We start from the raw sequence: 17580 nt of genomic DNA on the forward strand, positions 1-17580 counted from the left end.
CCCCTCTCACATTCATCTGTCGAGAGTGCCTGGGTGGTTCGTACGGGAACCGGCAGGTATGTCGTTCTCGTCTAGCACGGGAGCCAAGCGGTCCACACAGGACACTGGTAGATGGTTCGGACGTCCGGACGAGTTCCGGACGCTTTTCGTATGACCCATGGAGGAGGCACGGTGGCGGGCGAGTCCCCGGACAGGGCGGAGCAGCGGGAGAGCGCGGCCGGCGGCGACGGCAAGGACCCGCGTCTGTCCGTGCTTCAGGACCGCGTGGACGAGCCGACGGCGGTCTTCAAGGCGCTGGCCCCGCGGACGGCACCGGAGGACGCGGTGACCGCCGGGGCGGCGGAGGACGTTGCGGAGGACGGGGCCGGGGGCGCCGGGGACGCGGCCGCGGAGGGTCCCCAGGAGGGCGACCGGCTGAGGGCCGCCGTGGCGGCGTGGGTCGCGACGGACGCCGAGGAGGGCGCCGAGGGCGCCGAGCGTGCCGAGGGCGGCGCGGAGGCGGCTGCCGAGCCGGTGGACGAGGCTGACGAGGCCGAGGCGGCGGGCGACGACGTGCCCGAGGCCGAGGCCGAGGCCGAGGCCGGCGGTGAGGCCGAGGAGCCTGCCGCGGCGAGCGAGCCGGAGGCCGAGGTCGCCGGGGAGCTCGAGGGCGCCGAGGGCGACGCCGAGGGCGACGCCGAGGGTGACGCCCCGGAGCCGGAGGCCCCGGCCGCCGCGAAGGCCGAGGAGCCCGCGAAGGCGGAGGAGCCCGAGGCGGGGAAGCCCGCCGCCGGGGGCGAGTCCTGGTTCGCCGCGCGGAAGCCCGCGGCGCCCGCGGCCGAGGCGAAGCCGGAGCCGGAGCCGGGGTCGGAGCCGGAGCCGGAGGCCGGGTCGGCCGACGAGCCGGCCGACGAGCCCGCTCCCGCCCCCGCGTCGCCGGTGGACCAGCCGACCGCCGTCTTCAAGGCCGTCAGGCCGCCGGTCGAGCCGGAGGCCCCGAAGGCGACCGAGGCCCCGAAGGCGACCGAGGCCCCGAAGGCGACCGGGGCTGCGAAGGCTCCCGAGGCGCCGAAGGCGACCGAGGCCCCGAAGGCCCCGGCGGAGGCCAAGCCCCCCGTCGACCAGCCCACGACCGCTCTGAAGCTCCCCGAGTCGATGTTCCGCCCGCTCAAGGGCGACATCACCCAGGAGCAGCCGAAGCCGACGACGGCGCCCGACTCGGCCGCGGCGACCCCGTCGCCCGCCGCCGGGGCTCCCGTACCGCCGTCCCTCGCGGAGCCGGAGCGGACCCGGCAGCAGCCGCTGCCGCCCCGCCCGCCGCTGGAGATCCTGGCGGAGCTGACGAACACCCCGCCGCCGCCGGAGACCCCGCTGCGGACCGGCGTCCGGCGGGTGAAGATCTGGACCCCGCTGGTCCTGCTGCTGATCGTCGTGTTTGCGGTCGTACAGTTCGTGCGGCCGCTGCCGGCCCCGGTGCTCACCCTCTCGGCCGCGCCCACGTACACCTTCGAGGGCGGCGAGCTGCAGATGCCGTGGCCGTCCGAGGGCCAGGGCGCCGCCGAGGTCGAGGGCGTGGGTTCGCTCGGCACGTACGGCCCGCAGAAGCCGGCGCCGATCGCGAGCGTCGCGAAGACGATGACGGCGTACGTGATCCTCCGCGACCACCCCATCAAGGGGAACGAGTCGGGCCCGGAGATCGAGGTCGACGCGACCGCCGGTGAGCAGGCGAAGGCGAAGGACGAGTCGACGGCCCCGATCAAGGAGGGGGAGAAGTACACGCAGAAGCAGCTGCTGCAGCTGCTGATGATCCCCTCCGGCAACAACGTGGCGCGGCTGCTGGCCCGCTGGGACGCCGGTTCGGAGGCCGCGTTCGTCGAGAAGATGAACGCCGCGGCCAAGGAGCTCGGGATGACCGGCTCGACGTACACGGACCCGTCCGGTCTGCAGTCGAGCACCATGTCGACCCCGCTGGACCAGCTGAAGCTCGGCAAGGCGGTCATGCAGTACGACGTGTTCCGCGAGATCGTGGACATGCCGAACCTGACCGTCGAGGGCATCCCGGGCCGGATCGAGAACAACAACACGATCCTGCTGGAGCCGGGCGTGACCGGCATCAAGACCGGTTCGTCGACCCCGGCCGGCGGCAACCTGCTGTGGGCGGCGAACACGGTCGTCGACGGCAAGAAGCACCGCATCATCGGCATCGTGATGGGGGCCAAGGACGCCGACGCGCTGTACAAGAAGCTGGAGCTGGCGATCAAGAACAGCCTCAAGGTGATCCAGCAGGCGCAGAAGGACGTCACGTCCGCGGCGGTGGTGAAGAAGGGGCAGGTCGTCGGCTACGTGGACGACGGTCTCGGCGGCCGGACGCCGGTGGTGGCGACCAAGGAGCTGCGGGCGATCGGCTGGCCGGGGCTGAAGGTGAACCTGGAGCTCACGGACGGCGGTAAGGCGCTCCCGCACTCCGGGAAGACCGGCGACGTGGTCGGCCAGGTGTCGATCGGCACGGGGAACGGCAAGGTCAGCGCCCCGGTGGCGCTGCAGGACGACCTCGTCGAGCCGGGCTTCGACAAGAAGCTGACCCGCATCGGCTGACCCGCTTCGGCCGGGTGCCCGGGGAGCCTCCCGGGCGCCCGGCTGTTAGCGTCGTGCCCGGGGACGGGAAGCGGAACGTCGGTACGGAAGGGCACCAGCAGAGCCGGGCAGGGCAGGGGAGAGGGCCGCAGTTGACCACCGCAGAGGGGACCCGGGAAACCGGAGGCCAAACCCACGTGTCTTCGCCTTCGCGAATAGAGCTTCCGGGCCAGCGACCGGCCCCCGGGCCGCCCGCGCCCCCCGCCGCCCCGCGGCGCAAGCGCCGCTACACGGTGCTCGTCGCGACGGCCGCCGCGGCCGTCACGCACATCCTCTGGTTCTTCTTCTTCGCGAACAGCGGCGGCGATCTGGCCGCGCAGGACGCGTGGGCGGAGTTCGTCGGCCGGCACCCGGACTCGGCGTACAACCTCGCCTGGTACGGGGGGATGCATCCGGTCTCGTACAGCGTGGTCTCGCCGTACGTGATGTCGGTGCTGGGCGTCCGGACCACGATGATGATCGCGGGGACGCTGTCCGCGGCGCTGACGGCGCTGATCCTGGTGCGGGTGCGGGCGGTCCGCAACCCGATGGCGTGCGCGCTGGCCGGGGTCTTCGCGTTCCTGTGCAACGCGCTGTCCGGCCGGGTGACCTTCGGCCTCGGCATGATGTTCGCGCTCGGCGCGGTCGCGGCGGTCTTCTGCTGGCCGCACCGGTGGCGGTACCGCCGCTGGGCGAAGGCGGCGGTGGCGGCCCCGCTGGCCGGCCTGGCGACGGCCTGCAGCCCGGTGGCGGGCCTGTTCCTGGGCGTGGCGGCGGCGGCGCTCTTCCTGAACAAGCGCCGGCCCGGCGCGTACGCCCTGGGCCTGGCCCCGGTCGTGGTCGTGGCCCTCTCCGCCTGGCTCTTCCCCTTCTCGGGCACGCAGCCGATGTCGCTGATGTCGACCTCGCTGCCCTTCCTCTTCGGCGTCCTGTGCTTCGTCCTGGTCCCCCGGGACTGGCGGACGGTCCGCACGGGCGCGGCGGTCTACTCGGCCGGGACGCTCCTCACCTGGCTGATCGACTCGCAGATCGGCTCGAACGTCTCGCGCCTGGTGATGCTCTTCGCGGGCGTGGTCCTGCTGGCGGCGCTGCCGTACGCGCGCCCCCGGTCCCGCCGCTGGTACGCGATCGTCCTGGCCTTCGTGGGCCTGAACGTCTGGATCGGCTTCAAGGGCGTCGACGACGTGATCCGCACCGCCCCGGACGCGTCCTGGGCGCGCGAGGTGGCGCCGCTGATCAACCAGCTCCAGGTGCGGGGCGCGGAGAAGGCCCGCGTGGAGGTCGTCCCGGCCTCCAGCCACCGCGAGTCGTCCGCCCTCGCCCCGTACATCAACCTGGCCCGCGGCTGGAACCGCCAGGCCGACATGGAGCGCAACCCGCTCTTCTACGACGACACCCTGAACGCGGCGAACTACCAGGACTGGCTCGGCCGCTGGGCGGTCCACTACGTCGTCCTGCCGACGGGCGCCCCCGACTCGGGCGCCGAACGCGAGGCGGAGCTCGTCGACGAGGGCCTGCCCTACCTCCACCAGATCTGGTCGGACGCGAACTGGCGCCTGTACGAGGTGACGGACCCGACTCCCCTGGCGGACCCCCCGGCCCAGGTCCAGAAGGCCGAGGCCAACGAGGTCGTCATCCGCCTCGACGCCCCCGGCCGCGTCCTCATCCGCGTCCCGTACTCCCCGTGGCTGGCCCTCCTGGACGCCGACGGCGGCAAGATCGAACCCCCGCAGGAGACGGAGGCCTCGAAGGAGGCCCGCGAATCCTCTGAGACGGACCTCCCGAAGGTCTTCGCCAACCAGGAGGGCTGCCTCCTGAAGGCGGAACCCGACGCGGAGGGCGACGAATGGACCGAACTCCTCGCCCCGAAGGCCGGCACCTACCGCCTGGGCGCCCCGTACAAGCTCTTCCCCCGCGGCACGACCTGCCCGGAGGAACTGCGCTGAGGCGCCGCGCGGAGCTTCCCGCGCGGTGGGGTGTGAGTCCTGCCGTGCGCACCGCGCTCGGTCGTGCGATCAGGTGTCCTGGAGGGGGTTCGTCCGGGACACTTGGGGGCTGCGGGGGGCGTACAGGTGGTGTTCGGGGAGGGGTGTGCGGATGGGGCGGCGTTCCGGTGGGCTGATCGGGATCTGGGCCGAGCAGCAGCGGGTCGCGCAGCGGCAACGGGAGGGGCAGCAGCAGGCGGTGCTCCGGCAGCAGCGTGACGCCGAGGGAGCGCAGCGGGCGTACGAGCGGGATGTCGCCCGGATGCAGAGGGACCAGAAGGCCGCCTATCGGCGGCACCGGGACGAGGACGCCCTGCGGCGGACCCGGGAGCTCGACGCGCGGGTCGCCGCGCTCGAAGGGCTGCTCGTCGCGGGGTGCCGGGTGCCGGCCTTCGGGGTCGAGGCCCTGCGGCAGGCCGAGGAGGTCGAGCCGTTCGCGCCCGGGCCCCTTGGGGTTCCCGTGGCCATGCCCGACCAGCGGTACTGCCAGGGGCACGGCGGGCGGGCGCGGTTCGAGCAGGACTGGTACGCGGCGCAGGCCGCCGATGCCCGGCGCCTTGAGCAGCTGGCCGCGTACCGGCGGGAGTACGACGCGTGGGCCGCTGCCCGGCTCGCCGAGATCCGGCGCCACAACGACGGGCTCGCCGGGACCGCCGACGCCCTGCGGTCGGGCGAGCCGGACACGGTCGTCGACTACTTCTCGGCCGTGCTCTTCGCCTCCACCGCCTGGCCCGAGGGCTTCCCCCGGGAGGTCGCCGCCGCCTACGACCGTGCCGGCCGGACGTTCGTCCTCGACTGGGAGCTGCCCCCGTACGAGGTCGTCCCCGCCGCCAAGGGCGTCAAGTACCTGCCCAGCACCGACCAGGACAAGGAGGTCCCGCGGCCCGTCACGCAGCGGCGGGCCCTTTACCGGGACGTCCTCTCCCAGAGTGTCCTCCTCGCCGTGCGGGAGCTGTTCGCCGCGGACCGCGCCGGCGCCCTGGAGAGCGTCGCCCTCAACGGGTACGTGGGCGGGGTCGATCCCGCCACCGGGCTGGCCGGACGGGTGTGCGTCGCGTCCGTGGTCGTCGGGCGGCAGGACTTCGACCGCTTGAACCTGGAGCTCGTCGGGGCGGTGGAGTGCCTGACCGGTGCCCTCGCCGGCCGGCTGTCGGCCAAGCCCGAGGAGCGCGTCGCCGTGGCGCCGCTCCGCACGCCCGACCAGGTGGGTTCCGAGGTCGTCGTGCAGGGCGACGGCGAGGAGCCCGACCTGCTCGCCATGGATCCGATCGCCTTCGAGGGGCTGGTGGCGGAGCTGTTCCGGGCCCGCGGGCTCCAGGCCGTGACCACGCGTCGTTCCAACGACGGCGGGGTCGACGTCGAGGCGCTCGACTCCGACCCGATCAGTGGCGGGTCGATCGTCGTCCAGGTGAAGCGCTACCGGAACACCGTGCCGCCGACCGCCGTCCGCGACCTGTACGGCACCGTGCAGGACGCCGGCGCCAACAAGGGTGTGCTCGTCACCACCTCCCGGTTCGGGCCCGGCTCCTACACCTTCGCCAACGGCAAGCCCCTCACCCTGATCTCGGGGACCGAGCTCGTCGACCTCCTCCACCAGCACGGCCTGCGCGGGCGCCTCGGCCCAGGGACGACGCCCGCCCCCGTCGAGGCCGCGGTGACCCCGTCGCCCGAGGCCGCCGAGGACTTCAACCTGCTCGGCATGGTCTGGTCCGGCTCGGTCGCCCTCGACGTCTGCGCGCTCGTCTGCTCGGGCAGCCGGGTCCTCGGCGACGAGTGGTTCGTCTTCTTCAACAACCACTCCACGCCCGACGGCTCCGTCGCGATGGTCGCCGCCGCCCCCGGCGACCGGGCCGCCGTCCGGGTCGGCTTCGACGCCCTGCCCGCCCGCGCCGACCGGCTCGTCCTCGTGGCCGCGGTGGACCCCGAGGTGAACCCGGACGCGGACCTCGGCGGCTTCACCGACGCGGGCATCCGGCTCCGCGACGACGCCGGCGGCGAGCTCGACCGCCTCGAGGTCTCCGACGGGCGGCCCGGCGAGACGGCCCTCGTCCTCGGGTCCTTCCGGCGAAGGGCCGGCGGCGACTGGGACTTCGTTCTCGGCGGGAAGGGGTACCGGGGCGGTCTCGAGGAGCTGGTGGGGGACTTCGGGATTCAGGTGGAGTGAGCGGCGACACGGCCGTCGGCGGGGCGTGGGGAAGCGCTGGGGAAACCCTGAGGACGCCGCCGTGCCCCGCTCCCGTCGACGACGAGGGCCCCCTACCGAGATCGGTAGGGGGCCCTCGCCCTTGTGCCCCCGGCAGGATTCGAACCTGCGACACCCGCTTTAGGAGGTCTCTCACACCCCCCTGCCCACCTGCCCGAACGCCCCCACGGGCCGCTGACCTGCACGTTTCTCATTAGTCGGTATCAGCGGGTATTAGTTCGTACCTTGATCCCGTGTGTACGGGATGTGTACTGCTACTCCGGAGGCCGGTTGTACTTGGCGAGGGTGGACTGGTTGGTCGAGGCGTCGCGGAAGACGAGTTCCCACGGGCCGGTGTTGATGTCCATGTCCTTGCCGAAGCCGACCCACTTGCCCGCCATGCGCCGGCCGGTCGGCTCGACGAGCAGCTGCACGGCGCCGTGGTACCTGGCCCCGCGGTAGTAGCCGTCGGTGGCGGTCTGCTCGACCCATGTGCCGGTGACGACGCTGCCGTCGGCTGTGAGGTCCATGGTGAGCGGCGAGTCCGGGTTGGTCGACGCGCTGGGCAGTGAGCGGACCGTGAGCCGGTTGCCGTGCTGCAGGATGACGACGTGGTGCTGGCAGACGTAGGTGGCGTCTCGGCCGCTCGAGTAGAACTCGTACCGGGACAGCCACACACCGCTGTAGTTGGCGCGCGGGTCGAGTTGAGTGCTGGCCGCGGCGACCGGTGGTGCGACTCCTTCCGCCGAGGAGGCAACGTCGTGCCCGCCTTGGCCGTCGTCGCCGACGCGGGCGGTGGGGACCATGCCGACGAAGCCGAGGGACGCGATGGGTATCCCTGTGACGGTCTCGAGGGCGCGGGCGTACTCGGGGCGGGGTGCGGCGACGGCGCCGGATTCCCAGCGCTGCACCAGCCGCTTGGTGGCGCCATTGGGGCGGCCGACGCGGTCGCCGGCCTGCCGGATGGCGTGGGCGAAATCGTCCTGACTCATGAGCATTCCCATGCGTACCGCACGGAGTGTCGGGTTCGGTGGGGTCATGGCTTCAAGGTAGCGCGAACACCCTTCGAACGACACCGAAATGACGCCCCGTAAGACGCCGAACTGTCGCCTGCCGTGACGCCGCGCGGGGCGACATGTCGGCGTCATGGTGGAGCCTGTCAGTGCCCCCACCAGGAGGAATGGACATGGACTTACGGATCCCGTCCAAGGTGTTGCACGTTAGACGCAGATGCGTCTATGGTGAACCCATCGCTTCCACAACGGAAGCGGCCCCAGACGGTGCTACGAACACCGAAAGGGGCCTAGGTACCGACCCTGTAAACGAGGGACGAACCATGACCATCACCGTACAGCGTGCTGCCCACAAGCTGCTGGCCTCTCTGCCCAGCGCGTTCCGCACGAAGCGGCCCGCCGTCGAGCCGGTCAGCATGACGAAGGCCCCCCGCACGTGGACCTTCACCGACACGGCGACCGGCGAGCGGAAGACGTTCACCTGCATGCCGGGCTGCATCGACAGCCACGACGAGGTGCGCGACGGCGAGACGCTCGCCGAGGACATCTGGTGCTACCGGCAGTCCAGCGACGTCACCCTCCCCATCAACGACTCCGGGCGTCCGGAGGAGCTGTCCGTCCTGCGGGCCATGATGAACGTCGACCCGTTCGACCGGCGCATCGCCCACCGTCTGCCGCACATCGACCTCGAGGTCATGGACGGCGCGTGGATCGAGGGCCTGGACCCCGACGGGTTCGCCACCGTCATCAGCACCCTGCAGGGCCGCGTCGACGAGCTGCGGGCCATGCACGCCGAACTCGTCGCCGTCCGCGCCGCGTACCAGGGCCAGGTGGCCCGATGAGCGACCGCGACCCCCTCCAGGGCGTGCCGGACGAGCTGAAGGACTGGCACCAGGGCGCCCTCGACGGCGACCCGGCCGTCTGTGCCGCCCCGCAGCCGATGCAGCCCGGATACCCGTGCATCCACTCCACGGGCTTCCACGAGCTCCACCGGGACGTGTACGGCCGCACCTGGCCCAACCGGCCCGAGGAGCCCCTGTACGTGGCGCGCAAGGCGCCGGTGGTCGACGGCATGGTGACCGTCGAGACCGGCGACCACGGGCCCGTGCACGTCCCGGAACCGTCCTGGTGCGTCGGCCTCCACCCGGCCGAGAGCTTCCAGGTGGACATCGAGCACCAGGGCGTTGAGACCGTCGCCGCCATCCCGACCCTGTGCCACGGCATCGTGCCCGCGCTCGGCGTCTCGCTGGTGCAGCGGCCGTTCTCCCCGACGGCGCCGCAGGTGCACGCCGTGGTGAACATGGCCGAGGACTTCCACGCCTTCTCGTCGACCGGCCTCGACATCGCCGCCGGCCTGCTCGTCGACCACGCCGCCGAACTCCGCCACATGGCACGGCAGTTGGCCGCCCTGGAGGTGCAGTCGTGAGCGCCGGATGGAAGGGGCCGGCCCGCCTGTTCGAGGACGCGTCCTACAAGACGCTGTGGGACCTGGAGATGGGTCCCGACGGCGAGGAGGACGGGCCCGACGACTACATCCGCGCCCTGCTGCCGGTCCTCGTCCAGTGGCGGAAGCGGCTGACGAAGAAGCGCGCCGAACTCCGCGGCCTGCCGGACAGCGACTACCGCCGGCGGTACGAGGGCTGGCTGCGGGAGGAGTCCGAGGGGTACCAGCGGGCCCTGCTGAAGCTGTCCGAGGCGTGGCTGACGTACTTCTTCTGCTTCGAGGGCTCCGGCGTTCCCACGTCGCTGATCTTCGACCTGGACGGGGGCACCCAGTGAGCGCGTCGACGATCGCCCGGCCGACGGAGCGTCTGGCCCTGCTCGGCAGGAAGAAGCGTCAGCTGCCGTCCATCGGCACCGCGTTCGCGGGCCTGGCACTCGCGGAGCGGGCCGGGGACCTTCACGGCGCGATGCTGTGCCGCCGGCTCGTCCAGCGGATCGCCCGGGACGGGAGGGTCGGCGAATGAGCAACCGCGGGTTTCTCAGCAACCGGCAGACGAAGCGGATGATCCGCGCCTACGTCCTCGAGCGGGACGGCTGGCAGTGCCACTACTGCCGGCAGCCGTTCGCCGACGAGGCCGACGTCACCCTCGACCACTACATCCCGTGGAGCCTGTGGCGGGAGAGCAGGCCCCGGAACATCGTCGTCGCCTGCTACCCGTGCAACCAGCTGAAGGCGGACGCTCTGCCGGTGACGTTGGCGTGGCTGCTGCTGCGTCTCGCGCCGTCGCTCGAGCTCGCCGCGTAGCTGCCCCAGGGGACCCTCCCCGATGCAACCGGGGAGGGTCCCCTGCGGGCCGTCACCGCAGCGTGCATGGAAAGTCCCCTTCCCCTCCTGAGGGGCGAAGAGTTCCCAGCGTGCGACCCATCTCTCCCCTCCCTCTGCGGGGGCCGTTGTCGCAGCGCTGGGACCTAATGCCCCTCTCATCGCCGGGGTCGAATCGGCACGTCGAATCCCATCGACTCCGGCGGCGGGAGAGGCCGCGAACGGGCAGCTCGTTCCACATGTGTTCCCGCCCCTGACTCCTACCGGGGACGGTCCCGCTGCGGAACACGGCACCCCTGCGGTTCCCAATCCCCCCTAGGCCCGACAGCCCAATACTCACTTGGCCTCCGAGGCGTTCCCGCCCTTTACCCCCATGGGCCGGTGCCCCTCGCAACCCGCTTCCCGACTGGCCCGGAAGCGGTCCCGGTAACCCTCCGAAGGAGACGTTCCCATGACCCTGTACACGACCGACGACACCCGCAGCGTCGACCTCCCTCCCGCGCTCCCGCCCCTCACCCTGCATGGGGCCGTCGACCCGACCGACGAGCCGCGCGCCGTCGTCACCCTCCAGTTCGCCATGACCCGCGACATGCTCGCCGTCTGCGTCGACCTGGCCGCCGGCGGACCCGACGACGACCACCCGGACACGTGGACCGTCGAGTTCACCCGCGGCGCCGTCGACTGCATCGTCGCCACGCACAGCGTGACCCTTCTCCAGGAGTACGCCCGCGACTTCTCCGACCTGCTCGACGACCCGTCGATCCGCGAGCAGATCCAGGCCGAGTACCGGGCCATCGACCGCGCCTACCCGCTGTACGCCCCGAAGGAGTCCTGACCGTGAAGACGTACACCGGCCCCACCATCGGCGGCGCCACCGCCACCATCCAGTGCCCCTCGTGGTGCGTCACCGACCACGCCTACTGGGACGACGACGCCGACGACTGCTTCCACCAGGGTGCGCCCCTCGAACTGGACCTGCCGCGCGACCGGGCCCGCTACAAGCCCGTCCGGGTGCCCGCGCTCACCGCGGAGCTGCGCCTGCACTCCACCGACCCCAGCCCGGCCGCCGCCTCGGTCTGGGCCCAGTTCTCCGAGTTCAAGGAGGACGGCCTCGAACTCGACCTGGCCGGCGTCGACCACCTGCTGCAGGCGCTCGACGACTACCGGGCCGGACTCGTCAGGCTCCGCGGCCAGCTGGACCGCCTCGACACCGACCGCCGCACCAACCGCTAACACCAACTCACCGGAGGAACCCCATGGCCCTGTTCAAGAAGCCCACCCCGACCCAGAAGGCCAACTGGAAGGCCCGCCTGACCGGATCGACGCAGCGGTACAGCGGCACCGTCGACGAGCTCAAGACCGACCTGCGGGCCGAGCTCGCCAAGACGACCGACCCCGCCGACAAGAAGCAGCTGGAGAACCTGCTGAAGCTGGCCGAGCAGGGCGACGTGCCCCCGTGGATCGCCGGCGGCAACCACGACCCCAACCGGCGCCACTGACTTCCCTGGCGACCGCCTGAGAACTTCCTGAAATCCCAGGAAAGCCTGGTCACCCGTGCCCGCACTCCACCGGGCACGGTCGGCCTGATCTTCGCGGCACCGCGAAAGTGATCACTTTATGGACGCCCATGAAGTGATGAGCGGCCCGCATACCGCAGCCAGCCCGGAGAGGGGATGATGACGGCATGGACTCCGAACTTCATGCAGCCTTCCGAGAGATCCAGGAGAACGGCGACGTCGACGGCGCGCCCCAGTACACCCTGGAGATCGTGCACCGAGGCCACTTCCTCACGAAGTTCACCAGCCCGACGCCCATCCCCCTCCCCTCCGAGGGAGACGAAATCTCCGTTCACGGAGTAGAGGTCATCACGGGCCGGATCTCGATGTCCTACCAGACGACCGAGGCGGGCGGTACGCACGTCTGGGCCGAGATCGAGGTCGAACTCCCGTAGGGGCTGCGGGGCCGCCGACGGCGGCTGCTACCGCCCTGCCAGCCGCTGCTAGACCCCAGGTCGCAGCCGCTAGATCTACTGGTCACGGCCGCTACAGCTGGCCGCCCCGACCAGCCTCATAGCACCCCGATAGCAGGGGCCATACCGGGCATTTCGGGTGCTCTAGCAGCTGCTCAGCCACTGCTCAGCCTGCTCCACCGCAGGTCACAGCTGCTCAGGCTGCTGCTCAAGCCCTGCTCAGCGAGCAACCCAGAGCACCCCCAGAGCACCCCCAGAGCAGCCCTTGAGCAGCAGCCCACCTGCGACGGAGCAGCGCTGAGCAGCCCCCTGAGCACCCGAAATGCCCCGGACTGTCCACCGGACACGGGGCGGACAGCACCCGGACGAGACCCGGACACCGTGCGCCCGCCGTCCGGGGAACAGACCGGGGCAAGTTGGGGCGTGACAAGGCCGTGACGGGGACGTGACCCCGCAGGTCGAGCCCGCTACGGCACCCGTGACGCGTAACGGGTGCCGGGCCTTTCGTCACGGGTTCCGTCACGGGCGCCATCGGTGCCTTCTCTCGGCCGTCACTGGCCTGCGTCGAGCGCGCCCAGGCGGGATGAGAGCTGTCGGCCGAACACCGGGAACTGGCGGGGGCCGCACTCGTCCGGATTCATGTGCCAGTAGACGTGGCGGGTGAGCGCCTGAACCGGCATATGTACGGTCGTAGGCGAGCTGGGCCTTCGCTTCGTTGCAGGCGGCCACGGTGGCGTCGTTGTGTAGGTGAATGGCCTTCAGACGTGTCTGCCTGTGTATTTCTGGGGCGTATTTGCTGCCGCGTGGTTGTTCATAGGCCATCCTCGGTGGTAAGAGTTGTTTCCCAATTCTTGTTGTTGCGCTGTCGGTTAGGTGGTTGTGGACGACTTGTGCCGTGTGGATGAAGGTTGTGTGGACGTGTGAGGGTGTGGAGTGGGCTGTTTAGTCTGTTGGAGGGAAGTGGGGGTGAGTGAATGAGGCATGGTGGGAAGTTGGGTGTGTGGCGTGGGTGGAAGGGTGTGGTGGGGGGGGGGTGTGGGATGTGTGGGGTGGGAGAAAAAGGGTAGTTGTGGGGGGTGGTTGGGGTTGAAAGGAGGGGAGCCGGAGAAAGAGAGCGAGGAGTTCAACAATAACCGCGAACACACCAGTATTCATATGAAGAGACGCATGCGGCACCCCCCTCCTCGCATCCCGAAATCCCCCTATCACTAACCCCCAGCCCCCCTCTCGTCATACTGCATCTTCGCCTGCCAATTCCCGCCACCGGACAGCCCCGCGGCGCAGCACGCAGGCGCCGATCCGCGATCACACGGCGAAGGCTTGACCGGTTTCTCACGCCCGCAAGCCCCCGCTGCGCTGGCGATCCGCCCCTTTCCCTTTCTTCCCTTTTTCTTTCCCCTGGTCTTTCCCCCTCTGCCTTCCCTTTCCCCTTCTTCTTCTTCTTCCTTCCTTCTTTTTTTCTCTTCTCTCCTCTCCCTCTTCCTCTTCTACTCCCCTCCCCCTTCTTCTTCTTTCTCCCCCTCTTTCCCTCTTTTTCCTCCTCCTCTCTCTCCTCTTCTCCCTTCCCCTTCTTTTCCTCCTCTCCTTTTCCCCTTCCCTTCCCTCCCTTCCCTTCCCCTCCTTTTCCTTCCCTTCTTTCCTCCCCTTCTCTTCTCTTCCCTTCTTCCCCCTTCTCTCTTTCCTCCCCTCTTTCTTCTCCTCCTTCCTTCCTCCTCCTCTTTTTCTCTTTTCTCTCTCCTCTCTCTGCTTTCTTCTCCCACATTTCCGGTCCATAGTGTCGGGAGTCTGGAACAGTCCCGGCACCACGGTGGCCTCATAGCCTCGCGCGGTCGCTGTGCGGCGGTACTCGACGACGTACCGGTCCTGAACGGGTGCGTGGCCGGCAGCGAGCTGGCGGCGCCAGTGCCGCTGCTGCGACTCCAGCCCCCGGAGCCTGGCCAGCAGATCAGGCAGCAGCTCGGGCTGCTCTGCGGCGGCGGCCCACGCCTCCAGGTCCGCGACTGCCGGGGTCTGCTTGCCCGCCTGGAGGCGCGAGACTTTCGAGGCGGGCCAGCCGAGGCGCTGAGCGAACTGCTTGCCGTTCAGCCCGGTCGCGGCGCGCACCTCTGCCAAGCGCGCGCCGAGGGCTTCCCGCCCCGCCTGAAAGTCCGTGCTCACACGGAGGAACGTACCCGGGCCCACACCTCTGCGGAGGGCCTGCCGGCCGCGAGGGCGGCGTCACGGGCCCTACAGGCGGACAGCACCTGCCCGGGGTCGTTGACCACCTCGACACCGACCGTCGTGTCCGTGTCATCGATGTGCATGCGCACCAACAGGCGGGAGTCGAAGAGCCAGAAGTCCCAGTCGGGCAAGCACAGTTGCTCGGCGATGGTGCGCTCGAGGACGCGGATGTCCTCGCCGGCCGCGACGTTCCCTGCCGCGGTCGCCATGAGGAACCGCTGCCCTTCCGTAGGCGGCTCGTCGATGAGGCGCACGCGGGAGAAACGGGCACCCTGCTCGGCCTTCTGGCGCACGTTCACGTTCCACGGGTGCCCGGGCTCCGGGGAAGGGTCAACGCCGCGCAGGAAGGCTTGGAAGCGGGCGCCGGACCGGTCCGTGGCGTAGCCGCGGCGGGTCTCCAGACGGAACGCCGTGTGCTCGAAGGCGGCGAAGAGGTGGGCGATCTCCTCGAAGGGGATCAGCGCAGGCACGGTCACTCCTTGGGGGCGAAGCGGGTCAGCAGCTCGCGGGGGATGACGACGGCGGTCTCGGCGACGCCGAGGTCCCGCAGCTGTGCGCGGTGCTCGGTGTCGACCTCGTCGCCCTGGACGACAATGTCGCCGGTCTCCACAACCTCGTACAGGGTGGGGCAGTTCCCGTGCTCGCTGGTGGTGCCGATGAACCTGAGCGTCATGCCGGGCTCCGTTCTCGTCGGGATGGAGTCCCAGCATGGCCGCGCCGCGCCTCTCGAGGGGGCCGGTTGCACCGAATTGCAGGGCCTGCGCCAGCACCCGGCCCTCACCCGCAATCCGCTACTGGCCGCTGGCCGGCCGGGCAGTACCGTCCCGCCACACCGGAGGGCCGAGCCAGGGCGACGGATCCTCACCGCGGCGCCACGCCGCACAGGCAGCCGCCCAGCAGATGCGGCCGTACAGGTAGTCGGCCGGCTCCTCCGGGTCGCGCACATGCCAATCCTCGGGCCGGTACTCCGCCAACCAGGCAGGCCCACCAGCCTCGGACCGGCCTCGAGGACGACGCCTCACGCGACGCGCCGCACACCGTAGGAACCGCGGGCCGCACCGCGACGCTGGGGCCGCTCGTCCTCCTCGCCCGAAGGCATACGCAGCGACGCCAGCAGCCGGGCCAGGACGAGGGACTGCTGCCGGTGCTCGGTGATGACCGGGTTCGTCACCTCCTCGCCCTTGGCGTTCTTCACGGTCAGCCGGCCGCGCGACGCCTCAAGGGACAGGCGGTCCAACAGGTCCGCCGTCCGGCAGGCCTGCAGCAGCAGAAGCTGCTCGTGGACGTCCAGGTCGAACTCGCCGGCCACCGACTCCCACAGCCGGGTGCCCGACTCGGTCAGCCCCGCCGGGACCGGCGTTACGGTTACGGGCTCCTGACCTGCGGCGATGCTACGGGCTCCCATCGGGGCCTCCTATCCGCCCTTGACGGGCCATCAAGTGATCATGCATACCCGCAGGTCAGCGGGGTGCATGGGATCGTTTCAGGGGTCGCAGACAGTCAGGTGCTATACGGCCCCGATGGCTGGAGGGGTGGGGGGAGGGGTATCCCCCCACCCCGGGTGCCTCGGTCGACCCCCGAACTGGCCGGCCGAGACGTCGGCGCTGGTGCGGCTGAGAGGCCCGCACCATGGGTCTCGACAGCTGTCATGCCGCAACGTCGAGTGCCGTTGACGCCGAGCTTGTAGGTCATGCGGTCTCAGCGAGGTACTGCTCGGCGGCTGCCTGCCCACCTCTGAGGGTCATCCCCGACCGGCGGGCGTGGCCTGCCTCCCTCCACCGCTCGACCTGGCCTGACCGCTGCCTCACCTCACCTGGCGTGGCGAGGCTCAGCGTCATGTCGGTCTGCCTGACGAGGTACACCCATCGCGCCACCGGTGACTGCTTCAGGTCGCGCCACTGGAGGATCCCCTGGTTCAGCCGCTGCCAGTCGTCCGCCATGACGGCCGCGATCGTCGGCTCGGGCAGGGCGGCCACGGCGAACAGGGCGTTGTCCCTGCCCCCGTCGCCGCCCGCGACCTTGACCATGTCGGCCCTGTCGTGGATGAGCTGTTCCAGCTGGGCAACCGCACCTTCGGCTTTGGTGTACGCGGTCGAGTAGATCGGGTTGTTCCAGTCGAGTCGGCCGGAGTCGACGTGGTCGATGGACTCGGGCAGCTTGGCTGCGGCCTTGGTGACGACGCCGACGAGGGCGGCGAACTCCTTCTGTAGGCCGGCGATCCAGGCCGGGATCGCTGCACGGGTGACGTCGACGTACCGCTGGTCTGCTTCGTCGGTGAACAGGTCGGCGGCGCGGCGGGTGACGTCGGCCAGGCGGAGCGCTTCGGCGTGGGCCTGGATGACGGCCGTGGTCTTCGCGGCGGTGTTGGGCAGGGAGGGCCGCTGGAGGTCGGGCAGCTGGCTGGTGGCGGAGACGGCTGCCCGGATTTCCCGGGCCGCGCTCACGCTGTTGGGGACGGGCAGGTTGCGTCGTTCGGCGGCGGTGACGGCTCTGTCGGCGTCTGCGGCGCGGATTCCGAAGTCCATTACGCGGTCTCCAGGTCCTGCTCGGCGAGGCCGGCGATGTGGGTGGTCGACAGGTTGCTGAGGATGCCGGGGGTGGGGACGACGTGGGCGAAGCCGTGGCTGATGGTCCACTGGCTGGCCTGGTCGGGGTCGGGGAGTTCGTTGTACTCGTTGACGTGGTCGCGGAAGTCGGGCTGGTAGTCGGCGTAGGTCTCGAGGACGTCGGTCCAGTTGAGGGTGGCGGCGCGCTGGGCGAGGGCCTGGGCCATGGTGCGGTCGCCCTGCCGGATGGCGTCGCGCAGCTGGCTGGTGGCGAGGCGCGGGTTGTCGAGCTTGGCGACGCGGTCGTTGGCGTCGCGGCGGGCGATGACGGTCTGGGCGTCGGCGGTGTTCTCGCGGCCGAACATCTTGCGCTGGAGCTGTTCGCGCCGGCCGCGGATGGCGTCGACTTCGTCCTGTCGGAGCGTGTCCATCTCGCCCTGGGCGGCCTTCCATGCCTTGGCGGCCATGACCTGCTTGGCGTGGCTGCTGTAGATCTGGCTGCCTTCGATGCGGGCGATCTGCTGCTGATAGCGGGCCATGATCTGTTCGCGGTTCATCGGGTTCCTCCGGTGCTGTCGGCGAGGGCGAAGCCCTGCAGGGTGCGGATGATGTCGTCGGTGTGCTCGGCCCCGCAGTAGCCCCTGAGGGCTGTGGCGAGGGCGAGTGTGGCGCCGAGGGCAACCTGGGCGAGTTCGTTGCTGTCGAGGCCGTCGAGGAGGCTCCAGGCGTCGTCGTCGTTGTCTCTGAGGGCGGCGACGACGAAGCCGTAGGTGGTGACGTTGATGTCGGTCATGTCCCGTCCAGGGG

General features: G+C 70.5%; 20 protein-coding genes. 12 read left to right on the top strand and 8 right to left on the bottom strand.

The window, feature by feature from the left end:
* Positions 1 to 150 precede the first annotated feature (150 nt).
* The 3 genes from ABD981_RS23325 to ABD981_RS23335 all read left to right on the top strand — a co-directional run bounded on the left by ABD981_RS23325 (position 151) and on the right by ABD981_RS23335 (position 6741).
* Positions 151 to 2574 (top strand): D-alanyl-D-alanine carboxypeptidase family protein, encoded by a 2424-nt coding sequence (locus tag ABD981_RS23325; RefSeq protein WP_240495157.1) that lies wholly within the window; start codon positions 151 to 153, stop codon positions 2572 to 2574.
* A 272-nt stretch (positions 2575 to 2846) separates the two neighbouring features.
* Positions 2847 to 4538, top strand: a complete 1692-nt coding sequence (locus tag ABD981_RS23330; RefSeq protein ID WP_123954336.1) for an MFS transporter — start codon at positions 2847 to 2849, stop codon at positions 4536 to 4538.
* A gap of 151 nt (positions 4539 to 4689) precedes the next feature.
* Positions 4690 to 6741 (top strand): restriction endonuclease, encoded by a 2052-nt coding sequence (locus ABD981_RS23335; protein ID WP_205628135.1) that lies wholly within the window; start codon positions 4690 to 4692, stop codon positions 6739 to 6741.
* A 293-nt stretch (positions 6742 to 7034) separates the two neighbouring features.
* Here ABD981_RS23335 and ABD981_RS23340 read toward each other — a convergent pair whose 3' ends face one another.
* Positions 7035 to 7751 (bottom strand): XRE family transcriptional regulator, encoded by a 717-nt coding sequence (locus ABD981_RS23340; RefSeq protein ID WP_382747712.1) that lies wholly within the window; start codon positions 7749 to 7751, stop codon positions 7035 to 7037.
* Between the two features lie 344 nt (positions 7752 to 8095).
* Here ABD981_RS23340 and ABD981_RS23345 point away from each other — a divergent pair, with 344 nt between their 5' ends.
* From ABD981_RS23345 to ABD981_RS23385, 9 genes are all read left to right on the top strand, one after another.
* Positions 8096 to 8614 (top strand): DUF6907 domain-containing protein, encoded by a 519-nt coding sequence (locus tag ABD981_RS23345; protein ID WP_046906863.1) that lies wholly within the window; start codon positions 8096 to 8098, stop codon positions 8612 to 8614.
* Positions 8611 to 9198: a DUF6907 domain-containing protein gene (locus ABD981_RS23350; RefSeq protein WP_046906864.1), complete on the top strand. Its 588-nt coding sequence runs from the start codon at positions 8611 to 8613 to the stop codon at positions 9196 to 9198. The genes ABD981_RS23345 and ABD981_RS23350 overlap by 4 nt, the downstream gene beginning before the upstream one ends.
* Positions 9195 to 9551, top strand: coding sequence for a hypothetical protein (locus ABD981_RS23355; protein WP_046906865.1), 357 nt, complete (start codon positions 9195 to 9197; stop codon positions 9549 to 9551). The genes ABD981_RS23350 and ABD981_RS23355 overlap by 4 nt, the downstream gene beginning before the upstream one ends.
* The gene (locus ABD981_RS23360; RefSeq protein WP_046906866.1) at positions 9548 to 9739 is read left to right on the top strand and encodes a hypothetical protein; all 192 of its coding nucleotides are present in this window, start codon (positions 9548 to 9550) and stop codon (positions 9737 to 9739) included. Before ABD981_RS23355 ends, ABD981_RS23360 begins: the two co-directional genes overlap by 4 nt.
* Positions 9736 to 10020: an HNH endonuclease gene (locus ABD981_RS23365; protein ID WP_046906867.1), complete on the top strand. Its 285-nt coding sequence runs from the start codon at positions 9736 to 9738 to the stop codon at positions 10018 to 10020. Before ABD981_RS23360 ends, ABD981_RS23365 begins: the two co-directional genes overlap by 4 nt.
* Before the next feature lie 469 nt (positions 10021 to 10489).
* Positions 10490 to 10873, top strand: coding sequence for a hypothetical protein (locus ABD981_RS23370; protein ID WP_046906868.1), 384 nt, complete (start codon positions 10490 to 10492; stop codon positions 10871 to 10873).
* A 2-nt stretch (positions 10874 to 10875) separates the two neighbouring features.
* Positions 10876 to 11271, top strand: a complete 396-nt coding sequence (locus ABD981_RS23375) for a DUF6907 domain-containing protein (protein WP_046906869.1) — start codon at positions 10876 to 10878, stop codon at positions 11269 to 11271.
* A 23-nt stretch (positions 11272 to 11294) separates the two neighbouring features.
* A complete protein-coding gene (locus ABD981_RS23380; protein ID WP_046906870.1) occupies positions 11295 to 11537 on the top strand; it encodes a hypothetical protein in 243 nt (80 codons plus the stop codon).
* Between the two features lie 185 nt (positions 11538 to 11722).
* A complete protein-coding gene (locus ABD981_RS23385; protein ID WP_046906871.1) occupies positions 11723 to 11989 on the top strand; it encodes a hypothetical protein in 267 nt (88 codons plus the stop codon).
* A 1350-nt stretch (positions 11990 to 13339) separates the two neighbouring features.
* Here the strand turns inward: ABD981_RS23385 and ABD981_RS23390 are convergent.
* The 7 genes from ABD981_RS23390 to ABD981_RS23420 all read right to left on the bottom strand — a co-directional run bounded on the left by ABD981_RS23390 (position 13340) and on the right by ABD981_RS23420 (position 17566).
* Positions 13340 to 14164, bottom strand: coding sequence for a helix-turn-helix domain-containing protein (locus ABD981_RS23390; protein WP_345530376.1), 825 nt, complete (start codon positions 14162 to 14164; stop codon positions 13340 to 13342).
* Entirely contained in the window at positions 14161 to 14697 is a 537-nt protein-coding gene (locus ABD981_RS23395) for a DUF6879 family protein (protein ID WP_046906874.1), read from the bottom strand. Before ABD981_RS23395 ends, ABD981_RS23390 begins: the two co-directional genes overlap by 4 nt.
* Before the next feature lie 2 nt (positions 14698 to 14699).
* Entirely contained in the window at positions 14700 to 14900 is a 201-nt protein-coding gene (locus tag ABD981_RS23400) for a hypothetical protein (protein WP_046906875.1), read from the bottom strand.
* Between the two features lie 345 nt (positions 14901 to 15245).
* Positions 15246 to 15632, bottom strand: coding sequence for a hypothetical protein (locus ABD981_RS23405; RefSeq protein ID WP_123954337.1), 387 nt, complete (start codon positions 15630 to 15632; stop codon positions 15246 to 15248).
* A gap of 283 nt (positions 15633 to 15915) precedes the next feature.
* Positions 15916 to 16752, bottom strand: a complete 837-nt coding sequence (locus ABD981_RS23410; protein ID WP_046906876.1) for a hypothetical protein — start codon at positions 16750 to 16752, stop codon at positions 15916 to 15918.
* Positions 16752 to 17330 carry a hypothetical protein gene (locus tag ABD981_RS23415; protein WP_046906877.1) on the bottom strand — a complete coding sequence of 193 codons (579 nt, stop codon included), beginning with the start codon at positions 17328 to 17330 and terminating at the stop codon, positions 16752 to 16754. The genes ABD981_RS23410 and ABD981_RS23415 overlap by 1 nt, the downstream gene beginning before the upstream one ends.
* The gene (locus ABD981_RS23420) at positions 17327 to 17566 is read right to left on the bottom strand and encodes a hypothetical protein (protein WP_046906878.1); all 240 of its coding nucleotides are present in this window, start codon (positions 17564 to 17566) and stop codon (positions 17327 to 17329) included. The genes ABD981_RS23415 and ABD981_RS23420 overlap by 4 nt, the downstream gene beginning before the upstream one ends.
* Positions 17567 to 17580 lie beyond the last annotated feature (14 nt).

The sequence above is a fragment of the Streptomyces showdoensis genome (assembly GCF_039535475.1).
GTDB classification, from domain to species: Bacteria; Actinomycetota; Actinomycetes; order Streptomycetales; family Streptomycetaceae; genus Streptomyces; species Streptomyces showdoensis.